This is a genomic window from Sabulicella rubraurantiaca, assembly GCF_017355885.1.
GTDB lineage: Bacteria > Pseudomonadota > Alphaproteobacteria > Acetobacterales > Acetobacteraceae > Roseococcus > Roseococcus rubraurantiacus.
The window spans coordinates 61,681-76,432 of the sequence record NZ_JAFEUU010000003.1; the positions used below are offsets into that span (position 1 = coordinate 61,681).

12 protein-coding genes and 1 pseudogene are annotated in these 14,752 nt (G+C 69.3%); 5 read left to right on the top strand and 8 right to left on the bottom strand.

The genetic code is table 11. The annotated features are described in order from the left end of the window. Positions 1–14: 14 nt before the first annotated feature. Positions 15–299 (bottom strand): UxaA family hydrolase, encoded by a 285-nt coding sequence (locus JTJ31_RS07070; protein WP_207537936.1) that lies wholly within the window; start codon positions 297–299, stop codon positions 15–17. A 147-nt stretch (positions 300–446) separates the two neighbouring features. Between JTJ31_RS07070 and JTJ31_RS07075 the strand changes: the two genes are divergently transcribed. Together JTJ31_RS07075 and radC are read left to right on the top strand one after the other, a co-directional pair. Beyond that, positions 447–1,322 (top strand): branched-chain amino acid aminotransferase, encoded by an 876-nt coding sequence (locus JTJ31_RS07075; protein ID WP_207537937.1) that lies wholly within the window; start codon positions 447–449, stop codon positions 1,320–1,322. A gap of 249 nt (positions 1,323–1,571) precedes the next feature. Next, a complete protein-coding gene (radC, locus tag JTJ31_RS07080; RefSeq protein WP_207537938.1) occupies positions 1,572–2,213 on the top strand; it encodes a RadC family protein in 642 nt (213 codons plus the stop codon). 156 nt (positions 2,214–2,369) lie between these two features. Here the strand turns inward: radC and JTJ31_RS07085 are convergent, their stop codons facing one another. From JTJ31_RS07085 to JTJ31_RS07100, 4 genes are all read right to left on the bottom strand, one after another. Then, on the bottom strand, positions 2,370–3,152 hold the full coding sequence (locus JTJ31_RS07085) for an amino acid ABC transporter ATP-binding protein (protein WP_207537939.1): 783 nt from the start codon (positions 3,150–3,152) through the stop codon (positions 2,370–2,372). Positions 3,153–3,163: 11 nt separating this feature from the next. Then, entirely contained in the window at positions 3,164–4,306 is a 1,143-nt protein-coding gene (locus JTJ31_RS07090; RefSeq protein WP_207537940.1) for an amino acid ABC transporter permease, read from the bottom strand. Between the two features lie 119 nt (positions 4,307–4,425). Then, positions 4,426–5,628 (bottom strand): amino acid ABC transporter permease, encoded by a 1,203-nt coding sequence (locus tag JTJ31_RS07095; RefSeq protein WP_207537941.1) that lies wholly within the window; start codon positions 5,626–5,628, stop codon positions 4,426–4,428. 92 nt (positions 5,629–5,720) lie between these two features. Further along, the gene (locus tag JTJ31_RS07100) at positions 5,721–6,842 is read right to left on the bottom strand and encodes an amino acid ABC transporter substrate-binding protein (protein ID WP_328805690.1); all 1,122 of its coding nucleotides are present in this window, start codon (positions 6,840–6,842) and stop codon (positions 5,721–5,723) included. Positions 6,843–6,959: 117 nt separating this feature from the next. Here JTJ31_RS07100 and lhpI point away from each other — a divergent pair, with 117 nt between their 5' ends. Next, positions 6,960–7,871, top strand: coding sequence for a bifunctional Delta(1)-pyrroline-2-carboxylate/Delta(1)-piperideine-2-carboxylate reductase (gene lhpI / locus JTJ31_RS07105; protein WP_207537942.1), 912 nt, complete (start codon positions 6,960–6,962; stop codon positions 7,869–7,871). A 144-nt stretch (positions 7,872–8,015) separates the two neighbouring features. On the opposite strand, the pseudogene JTJ31_RS07110 reads toward lhpI, so the two are convergent. Then, positions 8,016–9,203, bottom strand: a pseudogene (locus JTJ31_RS07110) (MFS transporter); the annotation flags it as partial. A gap of 13 nt (positions 9,204–9,216) precedes the next feature. Next, positions 9,217–10,188, bottom strand: coding sequence for a tripartite tricarboxylate transporter substrate binding protein (locus tag JTJ31_RS07115; protein ID WP_207537944.1), 972 nt, complete (start codon positions 10,186–10,188; stop codon positions 9,217–9,219). Between the two features lie 110 nt (positions 10,189–10,298). Between JTJ31_RS07115 and JTJ31_RS07120 the strand changes: the two genes are divergently transcribed. Beyond that, positions 10,299–11,651, top strand: a complete 1,353-nt coding sequence (locus tag JTJ31_RS07120; RefSeq protein WP_207537945.1) for an LLM class flavin-dependent oxidoreductase — start codon at positions 10,299–10,301, stop codon at positions 11,649–11,651. After that, positions 11,648–12,619, top strand: coding sequence for a Bug family tripartite tricarboxylate transporter substrate binding protein (locus JTJ31_RS07125; protein ID WP_207537946.1), 972 nt, complete (start codon positions 11,648–11,650; stop codon positions 12,617–12,619). The genes JTJ31_RS07120 and JTJ31_RS07125 overlap by 4 nt, the downstream gene beginning before the upstream one ends. A 79-nt stretch (positions 12,620–12,698) precedes the next feature. Here JTJ31_RS07125 and acs read toward each other — a convergent pair whose 3' ends face one another. Further along, complete coding sequence (gene acs, locus JTJ31_RS07130; protein ID WP_207537947.1) at positions 12,699–14,639, bottom strand: acetate--CoA ligase; 1,941 nt, start codon at positions 14,637–14,639, stop codon at positions 12,699–12,701. Positions 14,640–14,752: the final 113 nt, after the last annotated feature.

Genomic DNA, 14,752 nt, shown 5'->3' on the forward strand with positions numbered 1-14,752 from the left:
GCTCGCGTCTTTCCTTACCAGCGCTTGGTCTTGACGTTGTGGACGTGCAGGTGCTCGCCGGGCTGGATGTCCGACACGGCCTTTCCGATATCCACGCCGTACTTGATGATGGTCTCGCCCGCCTTGATCGGCTTGATCGCCAGCTTATGGCCGATGGGGATGTCCGACTTCGCGTCGAACTCGATCATCTTGTCCTGATCCATGATCCAGCCGTTGATGCGGTTGGAGGCCTTTAGCCCCTCGACCACTACCACCCCTACCGAATCCCCCTCGTCATGCACGACGAAATGGATGGTCATCGCGCGCCCTCCTCTTTGACTGAGTTACAAGACTGGACCCATTCGGCCGGGGCGGCAACATCCCCTCGGGAGGCGGAACGCGCGCCGGAGGGCTTCAAGGCACCCGCCTGACATGGCAGGATCGGGCCAAGGGACAGGAGAACGCGCATGGCCGGCGTGTATTGGTATGATGGGCAGTGGAGCACCGAGGAGCCGAAGATCATCGGCCCGATGGACCATTGCTTCTGGCTCGGCTCCGTCATCTTCGACGGGGCGCGCTCCATCACCGGCTGGGCGCCGGATCTCGACAAGCATTGCGCCCGCGCCGTGCGCTCCGCCCGCGTCATGGGGATGAAGCCCATCAAGACGCCCGAGGAGATCGAGGCGTTGTGCCGCGAGGGCATCCGCCGCATGGGGCCGGAGGCCACGCTCTACATCCGGCCGATGTTCTTCATCCGCCGCGGCCTGGGCGCCTCGCGGCCCGATCCGGAGAGCACGGATTTCCTGCTGGCGCTCTACGAGGCACCCATCCCGGCCTGGGCCGGGTTCTCCGCCATGCTGGCGCCGTTCCGCCGCCCGGCGACGGACATGGCGCCCACGGATGCCAAGGCGGCCTGCCTCTATCCCAATGGCGCCCGCGCCACGGCCTGGGCAGTGGAGCGCGGCGCCGACATGGCGGTGCTCTGCGACGCGCTGGGGCATGTGGCGGAGTTCGCCGCCTCCAACATCTGGCTGGTGAAGGATGGCGTGGTGGTGACGCCGGCGGCGAACCACACCTTCCTGGCCGGCATCACCCGCTCGCGCATCCTCGGCCTCCTGCGGGCCGACGGCATGACCGTGGAGGAGCGCGCCGTGCGGCCGGAGGAGCTGGACACGGCGGATGAGATCTTCTCCACCGGCAACTACGCCAAGGTGCAGCCCTGTAACGCCATGAATGGCCGCGCCCTGCCGGTCGGCCCCGTGGCGACGCGGGCGCGCGAGCTCTACTGGGCCTGGATGCAGTCGCAACCGCGGGTGGTGAGCGAGGCCCAGGCCGCAGAATAGCGTAGCGGCTTGACGTCCCGGCGCAACCCAAGGTTACCCTAATGGCAGGGTAAGCCGGGGGCTGGGTTTGGAGTATCCGCAAAACGGCGCGGGAACCGTGCCGATGGGCGTGGCCGAGGCCAGCGCAGGCTTCCGCCATGCCGTGCCCGATGAGCACCTCTTCGCTCCGCCCGAGGCCTATGCCGACGCGCCGGCCAGCAGCCCTGGCCGCCCTTTCCCCGGCACCGGCCGCAGGGCCACCGCCAGCGCATGCGCGACAAGCTGGTGCATCGCGGTCCCGACTCCCTCGCCGACTACGAGCGGCTGGAGATGCTGCTCTATGCCGCCTTCCGCATGGGCGACACCAAGCCGCTCGCGAAGGCGCTGATCAACCGCCACGGCTCCTTCAGCCGGGTGCTGGCGGCGCGGGCGGACCATCTGGCGAGGGAGCCGTCGCTGGGAGTGAACGGGGCGGCGGCGATCAAGCTGGTCCATGCCGCCGCGCTGCGCCTCGTCCAGGCGGAGGTGATGGAGATGCCGATCCTGTCCAACTGGGACCGGCTGATGGAATACCTGACCGCTGCCCTGGCGCGAGAGCGGACGGAGCAGTTCCGCGTCCTGTTCCTCGACCCACGCAACCGCCTGATCGCCGACGAGGTGCTGCACCGGGGCACGGTGAATCACGCCCCGGTCTCTCCGCGCGAGGTGGTGAAGCGCGCTCTGGAACTGCACAGCACCGCGTTGATCCTGGTCCACAACTACCCGAGCGGCGATCCGACGCCGAGCGGCGCCGACATCGAGATGACGGCTTCGGTGAAGGCGGCGGCGGCCGTGCTCGACATCGCGGTGCATGACCACGTCATCATGGGCAGCGGCAGCTGGGTCAGCCTGCAGCAGATGGGAATGATGTAGGGCTGCGCGCCGACCGAGAGTCCGGCCGCAACGCGGCCGGCGCCGCCAGACCAACCATTTAGCCGGCGCATCCGACGCGCGGCGAAGCCAAGCGCCGCGGATGCGGCGCGCCCGGCGACTGAGGGGCACGAAGGCCAAGCCTTCGTGCCGCCAAAATCAATGCCCCCGCAGGATCTGCGAAAGGAACAGCTTCAGGCGCTCGGTCTGCGGGTTGTTGAAGATCGTCTCGGGCACGCCCTGCTCGACGATCTCGCCGCGATCCATGAACACCACGCGATCCGCCACCTGGCGCGCGAAGCCCATCTCGTGCGTCACGCAGATCATGGTCATGCCGGTGTCCGCCAGCATCACCATCGTGTCCAGCACCTCCTTGATCATCTCGGGATCGAGGGCGGAGGTCGGCTCGTCGAAGAGCATGATCTTGGGCTGCATGCACAGCGCGCGCGCGATGGCGACGCGCTGCTGCTGCCCGCCCGAGAGCTGGCCCGGATACTTGTTCGCCTGCTCCGGGATGCGGACGCGGGTGAGGTACTCCATCGCCAGCGCCTCGGCCTCCTTCTTGGGCATCTTGCGAACCCAGATCGGGGCGAGGGTGCAATTCTCGAGGATGGTGAGATGCGGGAAGAGGTTGAAGGACTGGAACACCATCCCGACCTCGCGCCGGATCGCGTCCAGCGCCTTCAGGTCGTCGGACAGCTCGATGCCGTCCACGGTGATGCGCCCTTCCTGGTGCTCCTCCAGCCGGTTGATGCAACGGATCAGCGTGGACTTGCCCGAGCCGGAGGGGCCACAGACCACGACGCGCTCGCCATGGGCGACGCTGAGGTTGACATCGCGCAGCACATGCAGCGACCCGAACCACTTGTTCACTCGCTCCAGCGAAATGGCGGGCGGCGCATTGGCCTTGACGGCCGAGGTGAGGGTTTCGGCGGCGGACATGCGGGGTCTCCTCAGCGGCGGCGGTGGCGGTTGAACTCCGCCTCGAGCCCGGCGCTATACTGGCTCATCGCGAAGCAGAAGATGAAGTAGATCAGGCCGAGCGTGATGTAGACCTCCACGCCGAAGCCTTGCCATTGCGGCTCGATCAGCGCCGTCTTGCCCGCGGTCAGCAGGTCGAAGATGCCGATGATGAGCACGAGGGAGGTGTCCTTGAAGAAGCCGATGAAGGTGTTCACCAAGGGCGGGATCACGAGGCGCAGCGCCTGCGGCAGGATGATCAGCCCGGTCTTCTTCCAGTAGGACAGACCCAGCGCGTCGGCTGCCTCGTACTGGCCCTTCGGCAGGGCCTGGAGGCCGCCGCGCACCACCTCCGCCAGATAGGCGCCGGCGAAGAGGATGATGGCGATCTGCGCGCGCAGGAGCTTGTCGATGTTGATCCCCTCGGGAAGGAAGAGGGGGAACATCACGCTCGCCATGAAGAGCAGGGAGATCAGCGGCACGCCGCGGATCAGCTCGACGTAGAGGACGCAGAGCGCCTTGATGGCCGGAAGCTGCGAGCGCCGTCCCAGCGCCACCAGGATCGCCAGCGGAAAGGCGAAGGCGAGGCCGAAGGTGGCGAGGATCAGCGTGATGGGCAGCCCACCCCAGCGCTCCTGCGGGACATAGGTGAGGCCGAACACGCCGCCCCACATCAGGATGCCGATGGCGGTCAGCGTCACCGCCCAGATCACCGCGAGGCGCCAGTTCCAGAAGCGCCGCATCGCGGAGACGATGTAGAGCCCAACGAAGAGCATGCAGACCAGCAAAGGCCGCCAGTGCTCGTCATACGGGTAGGTGCCGAAGAGGATGAAGCGGTGCTTGTCTGCGATGATGGCCCAGCAGGCGCCGATGCCCTTGTTGTCGCGGCAGGCGCTGGCGTCGGGCTGGCCGGCGGCGTTGTAGGGCACCGTCCAGATCGCGTTGACGAAGGCCCAGTCCACGAAGGACACGGCGTAGCGGATCAGCAGGTAGGCCAGCGCCAGGGTGATGGCGGTGGACCACCAGGTGCTGAACAGGTTCTCCCGTGCCCAGGCTGCGGGCCCGAGGAAGCGCTTCGGCGCGGTGCGCGGCAGCGCGTCGTTGGGCATGTTCTCGTTGAGGGCGACGTCGCTCATGGCTCAGCGCTCCACCAGCGCGATGCGCGCCGCACGTAGCTGGCCGAAGGCCAGCGAAGTCAGAATGTGCTGCTGGCCGCAGGCCAGCGAAGCGGGAAGGGACAACGCGCTCATCGGCGTCACCTTTCCACCAGCGCGATGCGCGCGTTGTACCAATTCATGAAGAGGCTGATGCTCAGCGAGATGGTCAGGTAGACCAGCATGATGATGGCGATGCCCTCGATCGCCTGGCCGGTCTGGTTCAGTGTCGTGTTGGCGATGGACACGATGTCCTGGTAGCCGATGGCGACCGCGAGGGAGGAGTTCTTGGTGATGTTCAGGAACTGGCTGGTCATGGGCGGGATGATGACGCGCAGCGCCTGCGGCAGCACCACCAGCGACATGACGCGCCCGCGCGGCAGGCCCAGCGCCTGCGCCGCCTCCCACTGGCCCTGGTTCACCGCCAGGATGCCGGCGCGCACGATCTCGGCGATGAAGCCGGCGGTGTAGAGGGTGAGGCCGAGCAGCAGCGCGAAGAACTCGGGGCTGACGGTCAGGCCGCCCTGGAAGTTGAAGCCGCGCAGGAAGGGGATATCTGGCTGGAAGGGGGCACCCAACGCCCACCACACCGCCAGCGGCAGGGCGCCCATCAGCGCCGCGCCGATCGGCCAAACGGCACGCGGCTGCCCGTCCTGCATCTGCCGCGCCCGAGCCCAGCGGCGGTACAGGAAGGTGCCCACCACGCCGAGCACGAAGGCGATCATCGCCCAGCTATGTGCGTCCTCCCAGCGGAAGAAGGGGAGCTTGAGGCCGCGATTGGAGAGGAACACGCCTTCCACCGGGTTCAGCGCCTGGCGCGGCCCGGGCAGGGCCTGCAGCAGCGCGTACCAGAACAGCAGTTGGAGCAGCAGCGGCAGGTCGCGGACGAGTTCCACATAGGCACCGGCGATGCGTGCCAGCAGCCAGTTGCGCGACAGCCGCGCGATGCCGAGCAGCGTGCCGAGGATGGTCGCCAGCACGATGCCCACGATGGCGACCTTGAGCGTGTTCAGCACGCCGACCAGCAGCGCGCGGAAATAGGTCATCGAGGGGTCGTATTCGATCAGGGATTCGGCGATGGGCAGGCCCGCCTCCCGCTCCAGGAAGCCGAAGCCGGTGGCGATGCGCCGGACCTCCAGATTGTAGGAGGTGTTGCGGTAGAGCCAGTAGAACACCGCCAGCACCCCGCCCACCACCAGCGCCTGCCAGACGATGTTGCGGACGCGCTCATCCGACCAGGACAGGCGCAGGGGGCGGCGGGGCGCCTGTCGCGCGTAGCGCGGGTCGGCGGGTACGTCGGACATGGAAAGCCTTATCCCTGTTCACGTCGCCGGGGCGTATTCGCCCTCGGAAGAAAGTGACGCGGCCCGGAAAGGGCCGGACCGCGTCGTTCGCCTCACCGGAAGGGAGGCGCGTACTGGAGGCCGCCCGGCGTGGTCCACAGCGCGTTCGGGCCGCGCTGCAGGCCGATCGGCGTCAGGTTGCGCTCGAACATCTCACCATAATTGCCGAGGGTGCGGATGATGTTGATCATCCACAGATTGTCCACGCCGAGCATCTGGCCCAGCCCGCCGGTGCGGCCCAGCATGCGCTGCACCTCGGGGCGCGGGTCGTTCTGCGCCATCTCCTGCACGTTCTGGGAGGTCACACCGAACTCCTCGGCGGCGACAAGGCCGAAATGCACCCAGCGCACGAGGTCGGCGAAGCGCTGGTCGCCATGGCGCACGAGCGGGCCCAGCGGCTCCTTGGAGATCACGTCGGGCAGGATGACGTGGTCATTGGGGTTCTGCTGCACGGCGCGCGTGGAGGCGAGGCCGGACACGTCCGTGGTGTAGGCGTCGCAGCGGCCGGCGATATAGGCGGCCACGTTGTCCTCCAGCCGCTCGATCACGACGGGGCGGATCTGGATGCGGGCGCCGCGGGCCCAGTCGGCTAGGTTCTGCTCGGTCGTGGTGCCGGGCTGCACGCAGACCGTCGCGCCATCCAGCTGGCGGGCGTTCTGCACGTTCAGCGCGCGCTTCACCATGAAGCCCTGGCCGTCGAAGAAGTTGATGCCGCCGAAATCGAAGCCCAGCGAGGTGTCGCGCGACAGCGTCCAGGTCGTGTTGCGCGCGAGCATGTCCACCTCGCCCGACTGCAGCGCCGTGAAGCGATTCTGCGCGGTGGTGGGCACGTAGCGCACGCGGTTCGCGTCGTTGAACAGCGCGATGGCGACGGCCTTGCAGTAATCCACATCGAAGCCGGCCCAGACGCCTTGGCTGTTCGGCGCCGCGAAGCCGGCGAGGCCGGTGGTCACGCCGCAGACCAGCGTGCCGCGGGCGCGGATCGCGTCAATGGTGGAGCCGCTGGGGGCCGTGGCCTGCTGCTGGGGCTGCGCGGCCGGGGCGGGCTGGGCCTGCGCCGCGGGGGCGGCGGGCTGCTGCGCCGGGCGCTGCTGCGCGACGGCGGGAAGGGCGGTGGCCAGAATGGCGGCGGCGCCGAATGCGCCGGCGAGAATATGCCGCTTGGGCGTCGTCACGTTCGAAGTCTCCCCAAAATGCTTGGTTCCGGGCCCCCGGCGGGACCGGTTCGTCGGCTGGACGATGCTGCGCTATGAAGGATTCCCGATCAATCACGCAATGGGGGAGGCTCGCTCTTGCGGCAACTGGACAAGGCGGCGGTGGCCGCCGCGCTGCCTTGGCCAAGGCTTGTTGCCGCATTGCGCGCCATGTTCCACGACGGGTGCACCGCGCCGCTGCGCCACCGCCACGCCCTGCCCGAAGGCGGAACCTTGCTGCTGATGCCCGCGCTCAACGCGACTCATTCGGGGGTCAAGATCGTCCATGTCGCGCCGGGCAACGCAGCGCGCGGCCTGCCCGCCGTCCATGCCGAGTACCTGCTCTCCGACGCGGTGACGGGCGTGCCGTTGGCCCTGCTGGATGGCGGCGAGTTGACCGACCGGCGCACCGCCGCCGCCTCTGTCTTAGCCGCATCGTTTCTCGCGCGGCCGGATTCGCGGCGCCTGCTGGTGCTCGGTGCCGGCAAGGTCGCCGCCGCGCTGGCCGAGGCGCATCACGAGCATTGGAAGCTGGACGAGGTCGCGATCTGGTCCCGCCGGCCCGAGCAGGCGGCCTCGCTCTGCGACGGGTTGCGGAAGCATGGAGTGCCGGCGCGGCCTGCAGCCACGCCCGATCCGCGCGGCTTCGACATCGTCAGCGCCGCCACCCTCGCCACGGCGCCAATCATCCATGGGCGCGATCTCCAGCCCGGGCAGCATCTCGACCTCGTGGGCGCCTTCACTAAGGGCATGCGCGAGGTGGATGCGGAGGCGGTGCGGCGCGCTCTTGTCGTCGCCGACACCCGCGCCGGCGTGCTGGCCGAGGGCGGCGACGTGGTGCAGGCTATCGCCGAGGGCGTGGTGGCCGAGGCGCATGTGGTGGCGGAACTGGCCGATCTGTGCCGGGGCACCCATCTGGGCCGGACCAGGCCCGAGGAGATCACCCTGTTCAAGTCGGTGGGATGGGCCGGCGAGGATCTCGCGGCCGCCGTGCTGGCCGTGGGGGCATGAACCTTCAGGGAACGCGCTTGTGGTCCGAAGGTCTGGATCATCCCACAGCTTGTGGATCACGGCGTCGCAACGATCCGATTCGCTTAGTTGGCGATTCGTTCGCGCGACTCGGCGCAGTGGATTGATTTGCCCTGTTTCTGCCGGTCACGTCCCGTGCAAGGGTTCGCTGGGCGTTCCAGGGCGTCCCATGACCCAGCCCAGCAGGCCTAGTCCGATGGCGGCGAGGGCCAGGGCGAAGGGCACGCCCAGCGTGGCGCGCAGCGCCCCATACAGCAGCGGCCCGGCCGCCTGCCCCAGAAAGAAATGGAAGGCGTGCAGCGCCACCACCGAGGCGCGGGCCTGCGGCGCCACCTCCGTCGCGCGGGTCTGCAGCGTGTTGTGCAGCATGAAGAAGCCGAGACCGAGCAGCAGCCCCGCCGCCACGAACATCGCGGCCCCCGGCGCCCCGGCGAAGCCCAGCATGGCCAGCGCCGCGAGCCCCGCCCCCAGCCGCATCATCCGCCACGGCCCCAGGCGCCGCACCAGCAGCGGGGCCAGCACGGCGTAGAGGAAGCCGCCGCATCCGAAGGCGGCGACGGTGAACCCGGCCTCCCGCGTGCCGCCCATGCCGGCTTCGTGGAGATGGTTAGCGAAGAAGGGAAAGGCGCCGAAGACCAGCATCCCCTCCACCCCCACCGCGCGGAACAGCCGCGTGGCGGGGCGATGCGACAGCAGGGCGCGGTAGCGGGTCAGGGCTCCGCCCAGGCTGAGCACGCCGCTCGCCTCCGGCGCCGCGCGGTCGCGCCACACCACCAGCGCCGCGAGGGCGGAGGCGCTGCCGCACAGCGCCATCAGCCCGCGCCAGCCCAGGATCGGCTCCAGCAACCCGGCGGCGAAGCCCCCCATTATCTGCCCGGCGATCGCGAAGGCCAGGAAGCGGGAGATGGCGACCTGCCGCTCGGCCATGGGCACGCGGTCGCCGAACAGGGCCAGGGTGACCGGGAAGATGCCGCCGCCCGCCATGCCGGTCAGCGCGCGCAGGACCAGCAGCACCAGCAAGGCCGGCGCCAGGGCGGAGGCGAACAGGAACACTGACTGGAAAGCCAGGGCGAAGCGGACCACACGCTGCTTGCCCCAGGCATCCGCCACGGGGCCGAGGACGGGCTGCACCAGCGCGAAGGGCAGGGCGAAGGCGGTGGCCAGCAGCGCCACCCGCGCCGGATCGGCCGCGAAATCCACCGACAGCACGGCCACCAGCGGGTCGGTCAGCCTGGTGGCGAAGGCTGCCGCGAAGCCGGCGAGCCCGAAGGTGAGGATCAGCGCGCGATGGGACACGCGCCGATCATGCCTCCGCCGCGGCCGGTGGCTACCCCGCCTGGCCGGGCTGGATGCCGGCGGCGCGCGCCGCCGCGCCCCATTTCTCCATCTCCGACTGCACGAAGTCGCGCGCCTCTTCCGGGGTGGAGTGCACCACCTCGGCTCCCAAGGTGCGGTGGCGCGCCACCACCTCCGGCCGCTGCAGCGCGGTGACGATCGTGCCGTGCAGCCGGTCCAGCACCGGGCGTGGCATCCTGGCCGGGCCGATCACCATACCCCAGGTCGAGGCCTCGAAGCCGGGCAGCAGCGCCTCGGCCATGGTCGGCACGTCGGGAAGCTGCGGAGCGCGCGCCGCGCCGGTGGTGGCGAGCGCCTTCAACGTGCCGGCCTGGATGTGAGGCAGGGCGGCGGGCACCGTGTCGAACATGATGTCGGTACGCCCCGCGATCAGGTCCGGATGTGCCTGGGTCGAGCCGCGATAGGGTACATAGGTCATCTCCACTCCCGCGCGCTGCGCGAAGAGCACGGGGGCGAGGCGCACGACGCCCGCCGTGCCGGCGAAGGTGACGCGCCCTGCGCCCTGGCGCTTCGCGTGCTCCACCAGCTCCGCCGGGTTGTTGGCGGGGAAGCCGCGCGCCGTCACCAGCACCAGCGGCGTTCGCGTGGTCATCGTCAGGAAGGTGAAGTCGCGCACCGTGTCGAAGGGCAGGCGATAGAAGGCCGCGTTCACCGGATGCCCCACGGAGACGAGGCCGAGCACGTAGCCGTCTGGCGGTGACTTCGCCACCACGTCCGTGCCGATCACCCCGTCGGCGCCGGCCCGATTCTCCACCGGCACGGCCTGGCCAAGCTGCGCCGCCATCGGCTCGGCGATGAGGCGGGCGGTGATGTCGGACACGCCGCCCGGTGTGTAGGGCACGATGATGCGGATGGGACGCGTCGGGAAATCCTGCGACCCAGCGCGGCCCGCGAGAAGCAGGGCGGGCGCGGCCAGCAACGTGGCGCGGCGGTTCATGGACATGGTCTTTCCTCCTCGTTGTCGCGAGACTAGCGAGGCTTCGGGGCCTTGCGCCATGGCGAAGAAGAGGTGGATGCTGCGGCGCAAGGAAAGACCGAAGAAGATCGCTGCCCATGCCGATGATCATCGCCGCCAACGCCAATGCCCAGGGAAGCCATGTCGGCGAGTGGCGTCATCCCGATGCCTGGGACCGCCCGGCCAGCAACATCGAGAACGCCATCCGCCTCGCCCGCATCGCCGAGGAAGGCAAGCTCGACCTGCTCTTTCTCGCCGACGGCAATGGCGTGCGGAACATGGACAAGCCGGATCTCTTCGCTGCCACCTCGCCCTCCGACCGGCCGGGCGTGTTCGAGCCGGTGACGCTGCTCTCCGCGCTTGCGATGGTGACGAAGCATGTCGGCCTCGTCGCCACCACCACCACCACCTATGACGAGCCGTGGCACGTCGCGCGGCGCTTCGCCTCGCTCGACCACATCAGTGGCGGGCGCGCGGGGTGGAACCTCGTCACCACCTCCAACCCCGGCGATGCGCTGAACTTCTCCCACGACGCGCATGTCGAGCGCAGCGACCGCTACGAGCGCGCCTTCGAGTTCGCCGAGATCGTGAAGGGCCTGTGGGATAGCTGGGCCGACGACGCCTTCCCGCAGGACAAGGCATCGGGCCGCTTCCTCGACCCCAGCAAGGTCCGGGCACTGAAGCACGAGGGCAAGAACTTCAAGGTGGCCGGTCCGCTGAACGCGCCGCGTCCGCCGCAGGGCCATCCGGTCGTCTTCTCCGCCGGCCAGTCGGAGACGGGCAAGGAGCTCTCCGCCCGCCACGCCGATTGCGTCTTCGCAATCGAGGGCACGATCGAGCGGGCGCGTGTTCTCTACAAGGACCTGAAGGACCGGCTGGAGAAATACGGCCGCTCCCGCGACAGCCTGAAGATCCTGAGCGGCGTGACGATCATCGTCGGCGAGACGGCGGCAGAGGCGCAGCGCATCTCGGACGAACTGGACGACCTCGTGCCGCCCGCCGTGGGGCTCGACTACCTGTCCAAGATGACCGGCACGAAAATGTCCGACTATCCGCTGGACGGTCCCTTCCCGGACCTCTCCGGCGAGCATGTCGGCCCGACCGGCATCGGCAAGGCCATCGTCGCCAAGGCGCTGGAGCAGAAGATGACGGTGCGCCAGGCCTACCGCTCCATCCTGCCGCAGATGGCCGGTAATCTGTTCAAGGGCAGCGCGAAGGAAGTCGCGGACCAGATGGAGCAGTGGTTCCGCCAGGAGGCCTGCGACGGATTCATGGTCGCCGCCCCCGTCGTACCGACGGGGATGGAGCGCTTCATCCGCCTCGTCGTGCCGGAGCTGCAGCGGCGCGGCCTGTTCCGCACCGAGTATGAAGGCCGGACGCTGCGCGACAATCTCGGCCTCGCCCGGCCGGCGAACCGCTTCTTCCCCCAGACCGCAAAGGCCGCCGAATGAGCCCGACCCGCCGCTCCGCCCTCGCCCTTTCGCTGCTCGCGCCCGGGCTCGCCCGCGCCCAGGCGCCGGGCAACTGGCCGACGCGGCCGTTGCGCGTCGTGGTGCCCTTCGCGCCCGGCGGCACCACCGATCTCGGCGCCCGGCTGGTGGCGGAGCGCCTGGCCGGGCCGCTCGGGCAGCAGGTGGCGGTGGAGAATCGCGCCGGGGCCTTCGGCATCCTCGGCGCCGACGCCGTGGCGAAGGCGGCGCCCGACGGATACACGCTCTTCGCCGCCAGCCCAGGACCGATGGCGGTGAACCAGTTCGTCTACCGCACCCTGCCCTATGACCCGGAGCGCGACCTGATCGGCGTCTCCATGATCGCGCTGATCCCCTACGTCATGGCCGTGCCCGCCAGCCTCGGCGTCAATACGGTGGAGGAGTTTATCCGGCTGGCGCGGTCGCGGCCCGGCTCCATCAACTTCGCCACCTCCGGCATGGCGTCGCGGCTGACGGTGGAGCAGTTCCGCGCCCGCGTCGGCGGGCTCGATCTGGAGATGGTGCAGTATCGCGGCGGCACCCCGGCGCGCACCGACCTGCTGGCCGGGCGCATCCAGCTGGTGATCGAGCAGGCGCCCGCCTTCCTGGAGGATTTCGCGCGCGGCACGCTGAAGCCGCTGGCGGTGGGCGGACGGCAGCGCTTCTCCCTGCTGCCGGACGTGCCGACCATGGAGGAGGCGGGCGTGCCCGGCTACGAGGCGGCGGCCTGGGTGGGCTATGCCGCGCCCGGCGGCACGCCCATCGAGATCCGCCGCCGCATCGCCACGGAGGTGGACCGCATCCTCCAGACCCCCGAGGTGCGCAACCGCCTCGCCTCCTGGGGCTGCGAGCCGGTGGGCGGCACGCCGGAGGACATGGACCGCATGCTGGCCGAGGAGCGCCGCCGCTGGGGCGAGGTGGTGCGCGTCGCCGGAATCGAGAAGGAGTAGGACCCGGGGCGCTGCCCGCGAAAGCTCAGCGCCCACGGGGCTCCCACGAAATCTGCACGGCAGATTTCGTGGGGAGTTCTCAGCGCCCCACCCGGTTCTCCACCAGCTCCTCCACCACCGCCGGATCGGCGAGGGTGGAGGTGTCGCCCAGGCTGTCCGTCTCGTTGGCCGCGATCTTGCGCAGGATGCGCCGCATGATCTTGCCCGATCGGGTCTTGGGCAGGCCCGGTGCCCATTGGATCGCATCCGGCGTGGCGATGGGACCGATCTCCTTGCGCACCCAGGCCACGAGTTCCTTGCGCAGCGCCTCCGTCGGCTCCTCGCCCGCCACCAGCGTGACGTAGCAGTAGATGCCCTGGCCCTTCAGGTCGTGCGGCATGCCGACCACCGCGGCCTCCGCCACCTTCGGGTGGGCGACGAGGGCGGATTCCACCTCCGCCGTGCCCATGCGGTGCCCGGCCACGTTGATCACGTCGTCCACGCGCCCGGTGATCCAGTAATAGCCATCCGCGTCGCGCCGCGCGCCGTCGCCGGTGAAATACATCCCCTTGAAGGTGGAGAAGTAGGTCTGCACGAAGCGCGCATGGTCGCCATAGACGGTGCGCATCTGCCCCGGCCAGGAATCGGTGATCACGAGGTTGCCCTCCGCCGCCCCTTCCAGGAGCTTGCCGTCCCCGTCCACCAGCGCCGGCTGCACACCAGGCAGGGGCAGGGTGGCGGAGCCGGGCTTCTGCGCCACCGCGCCCGGCAGGGGCGAGATGAGGATGCCGCCCGTCTCGGTCTGCCACCACGTATCCACCACCGGGCAGCGCTCGTCGCCCACCACGCGATAGTACCAGAGCCACGCCTCGGGGTTGATCGGCTCGCCCACGCTGCCCAGCACTCGCAGGCTGGTGCGCTTGTGCTTCTTCACCGGCCCCTCGCCGTCGCGCATCAGGGCGCGGATCGCGGTGGGGGCGGTGTAGAAGATGTTGACTTGGTGCTTGTCCACCACCTGCCAGAAGCGCCCGCTATCCGGCCAGGAGGGCACGCCCTCGAACATCAGTGTCGTCGCGCCGTTCGCGAGCGGGCCGTAGACGATGTAGGTGTGGCCCGTCACCCAGCCCACATCGGCGGTGCACCAGTAGATCTCGCCGGGGCGGTAATCGAAGACGATGTCATGGGTGAAGCTGGCCCAGACCAGGTACCCGCCCGTGGTGTGCAGCACCCCCTTGGGCTTCCCGGTGGAGCCCGAGGTGTAGAGGATGAAGAGCGGATCCTCCGCGTTCATCCGCTCCGGCTCGCAGCTCGTGGGCTGCTTGTCGCAGAGCGCGGCCCAGTGGTGGTCGCGCCCTTCCTGCATCGCGACCGGCGTGCCGGTGTTCTTCGCCACGATCACGTGCCGGATGCTGGGGCAGGTCTTCAGCGCCTCGTCGGCATTGGTCTTCAGCGGCACCTTGCGCCCGCCGCGCCGCCCCTCATCCGCGGTGATGAGCACGGTGCACTCGGAATCCTGGATGCGCGAGGCGAGGCTGTCCGGCGAGAAGCCGCCGAAGACGATGGAATGCACCGCGCCGATCCGCGCGCAGGCCAGCATCGCCACCGCCGCCTCGACGATCATGGGCAGGTAGATGCAGACGCGGTCGCCCTTCCGCACGCCCAGGCCGCGCATGGCATTGGCGAGCTGGCAGACCTTCGCGTGCAATTCCCGGTAGGTGGTCCTGCTGTCGCTGTTTGGGTCGTCGCCTTCCCAGAGGATCGCCACCTGATCCCCACGCCCAGCCTCGATGTGGCGATCCAGGCAGGAGACGGAGGCGTTCAGCTCCCCGTCCTCGAACCACTTGATGGAGACATCGCCCTCGAAGCTGGTGTTCTTGATCTTGGTCGGCGCCTTCATCCAGGCGATTCGCCGCATCTCCTCGCGCCAGAAACCCTCGGGGTCGCGGGCGGCGCGCTCGGCCATGTCGCGGCGCTTCGCCTCGTTCACCTGGGCGGTGGAGGCGATGGTTTCCTTCACGGCAATCAGCGTGTCGTCGGCCATGCGGCGCGTTCCTTCCCTGGTCTTGCACTGCTTGACCAGGATATCCGCATGGCGCCTCGCGCGCCGTCAATGGGCGCGAAAGGGTGCCCCCTGGCCGAAGGCCGGCCAGGGGG

What these genes read in the sequence shown, in the direction of transcription:
- JTJ31_RS07070 (WP_207537936.1), bottom strand. Translation starts at nt 299, where the DNA reads ATGACCATCCATTTCGTCGTGCATGACGAGGGGGATTCGGTAGGGGTG.
- JTJ31_RS07075 (WP_207537937.1), top strand. Translation starts at nt 447, where the DNA reads ATGGCCGGCGTGTATTGGTATGATGGGCAGTGGAGCACCGAGGAGCCG.
- radC (WP_207537938.1), top strand. Translation starts at nt 1,572, where the DNA reads ATGCGCGACAAGCTGGTGCATCGCGGTCCCGACTCCCTCGCCGACTAC.
- JTJ31_RS07085 (WP_207537939.1), bottom strand. Translation starts at nt 3,152, where the DNA reads ATGTCCGCCGCCGAAACCCTCACCTCGGCCGTCAAGGCCAATGCGCCG.
- JTJ31_RS07090 (WP_207537940.1), bottom strand. Translation starts at nt 4,306, where the DNA reads ATGAGCGACGTCGCCCTCAACGAGAACATGCCCAACGACGCGCTGCCG.
- JTJ31_RS07095 (WP_207537941.1), bottom strand. Translation starts at nt 5,628, where the DNA reads ATGTCCGACGTACCCGCCGACCCGCGCTACGCGCGACAGGCGCCCCGC.
- JTJ31_RS07115 (WP_207537944.1), bottom strand. Translation starts at nt 10,188, where the DNA reads ATGTCCATGAACCGCCGCGCCACGTTGCTGGCCGCGCCCGCCCTGCTT.
- JTJ31_RS07120 (WP_207537945.1), top strand. Translation starts at nt 10,299, where the DNA reads ATGCCGATGATCATCGCCGCCAACGCCAATGCCCAGGGAAGCCATGTC.
- JTJ31_RS07125 (WP_207537946.1), top strand. Translation starts at nt 11,648, where the DNA reads ATGAGCCCGACCCGCCGCTCCGCCCTCGCCCTTTCGCTGCTCGCGCCC.
- acs (WP_207537947.1), bottom strand. Translation starts at nt 14,639, where the DNA reads ATGGCCGACGACACGCTGATTGCCGTGAAGGAAACCATCGCCTCCACC.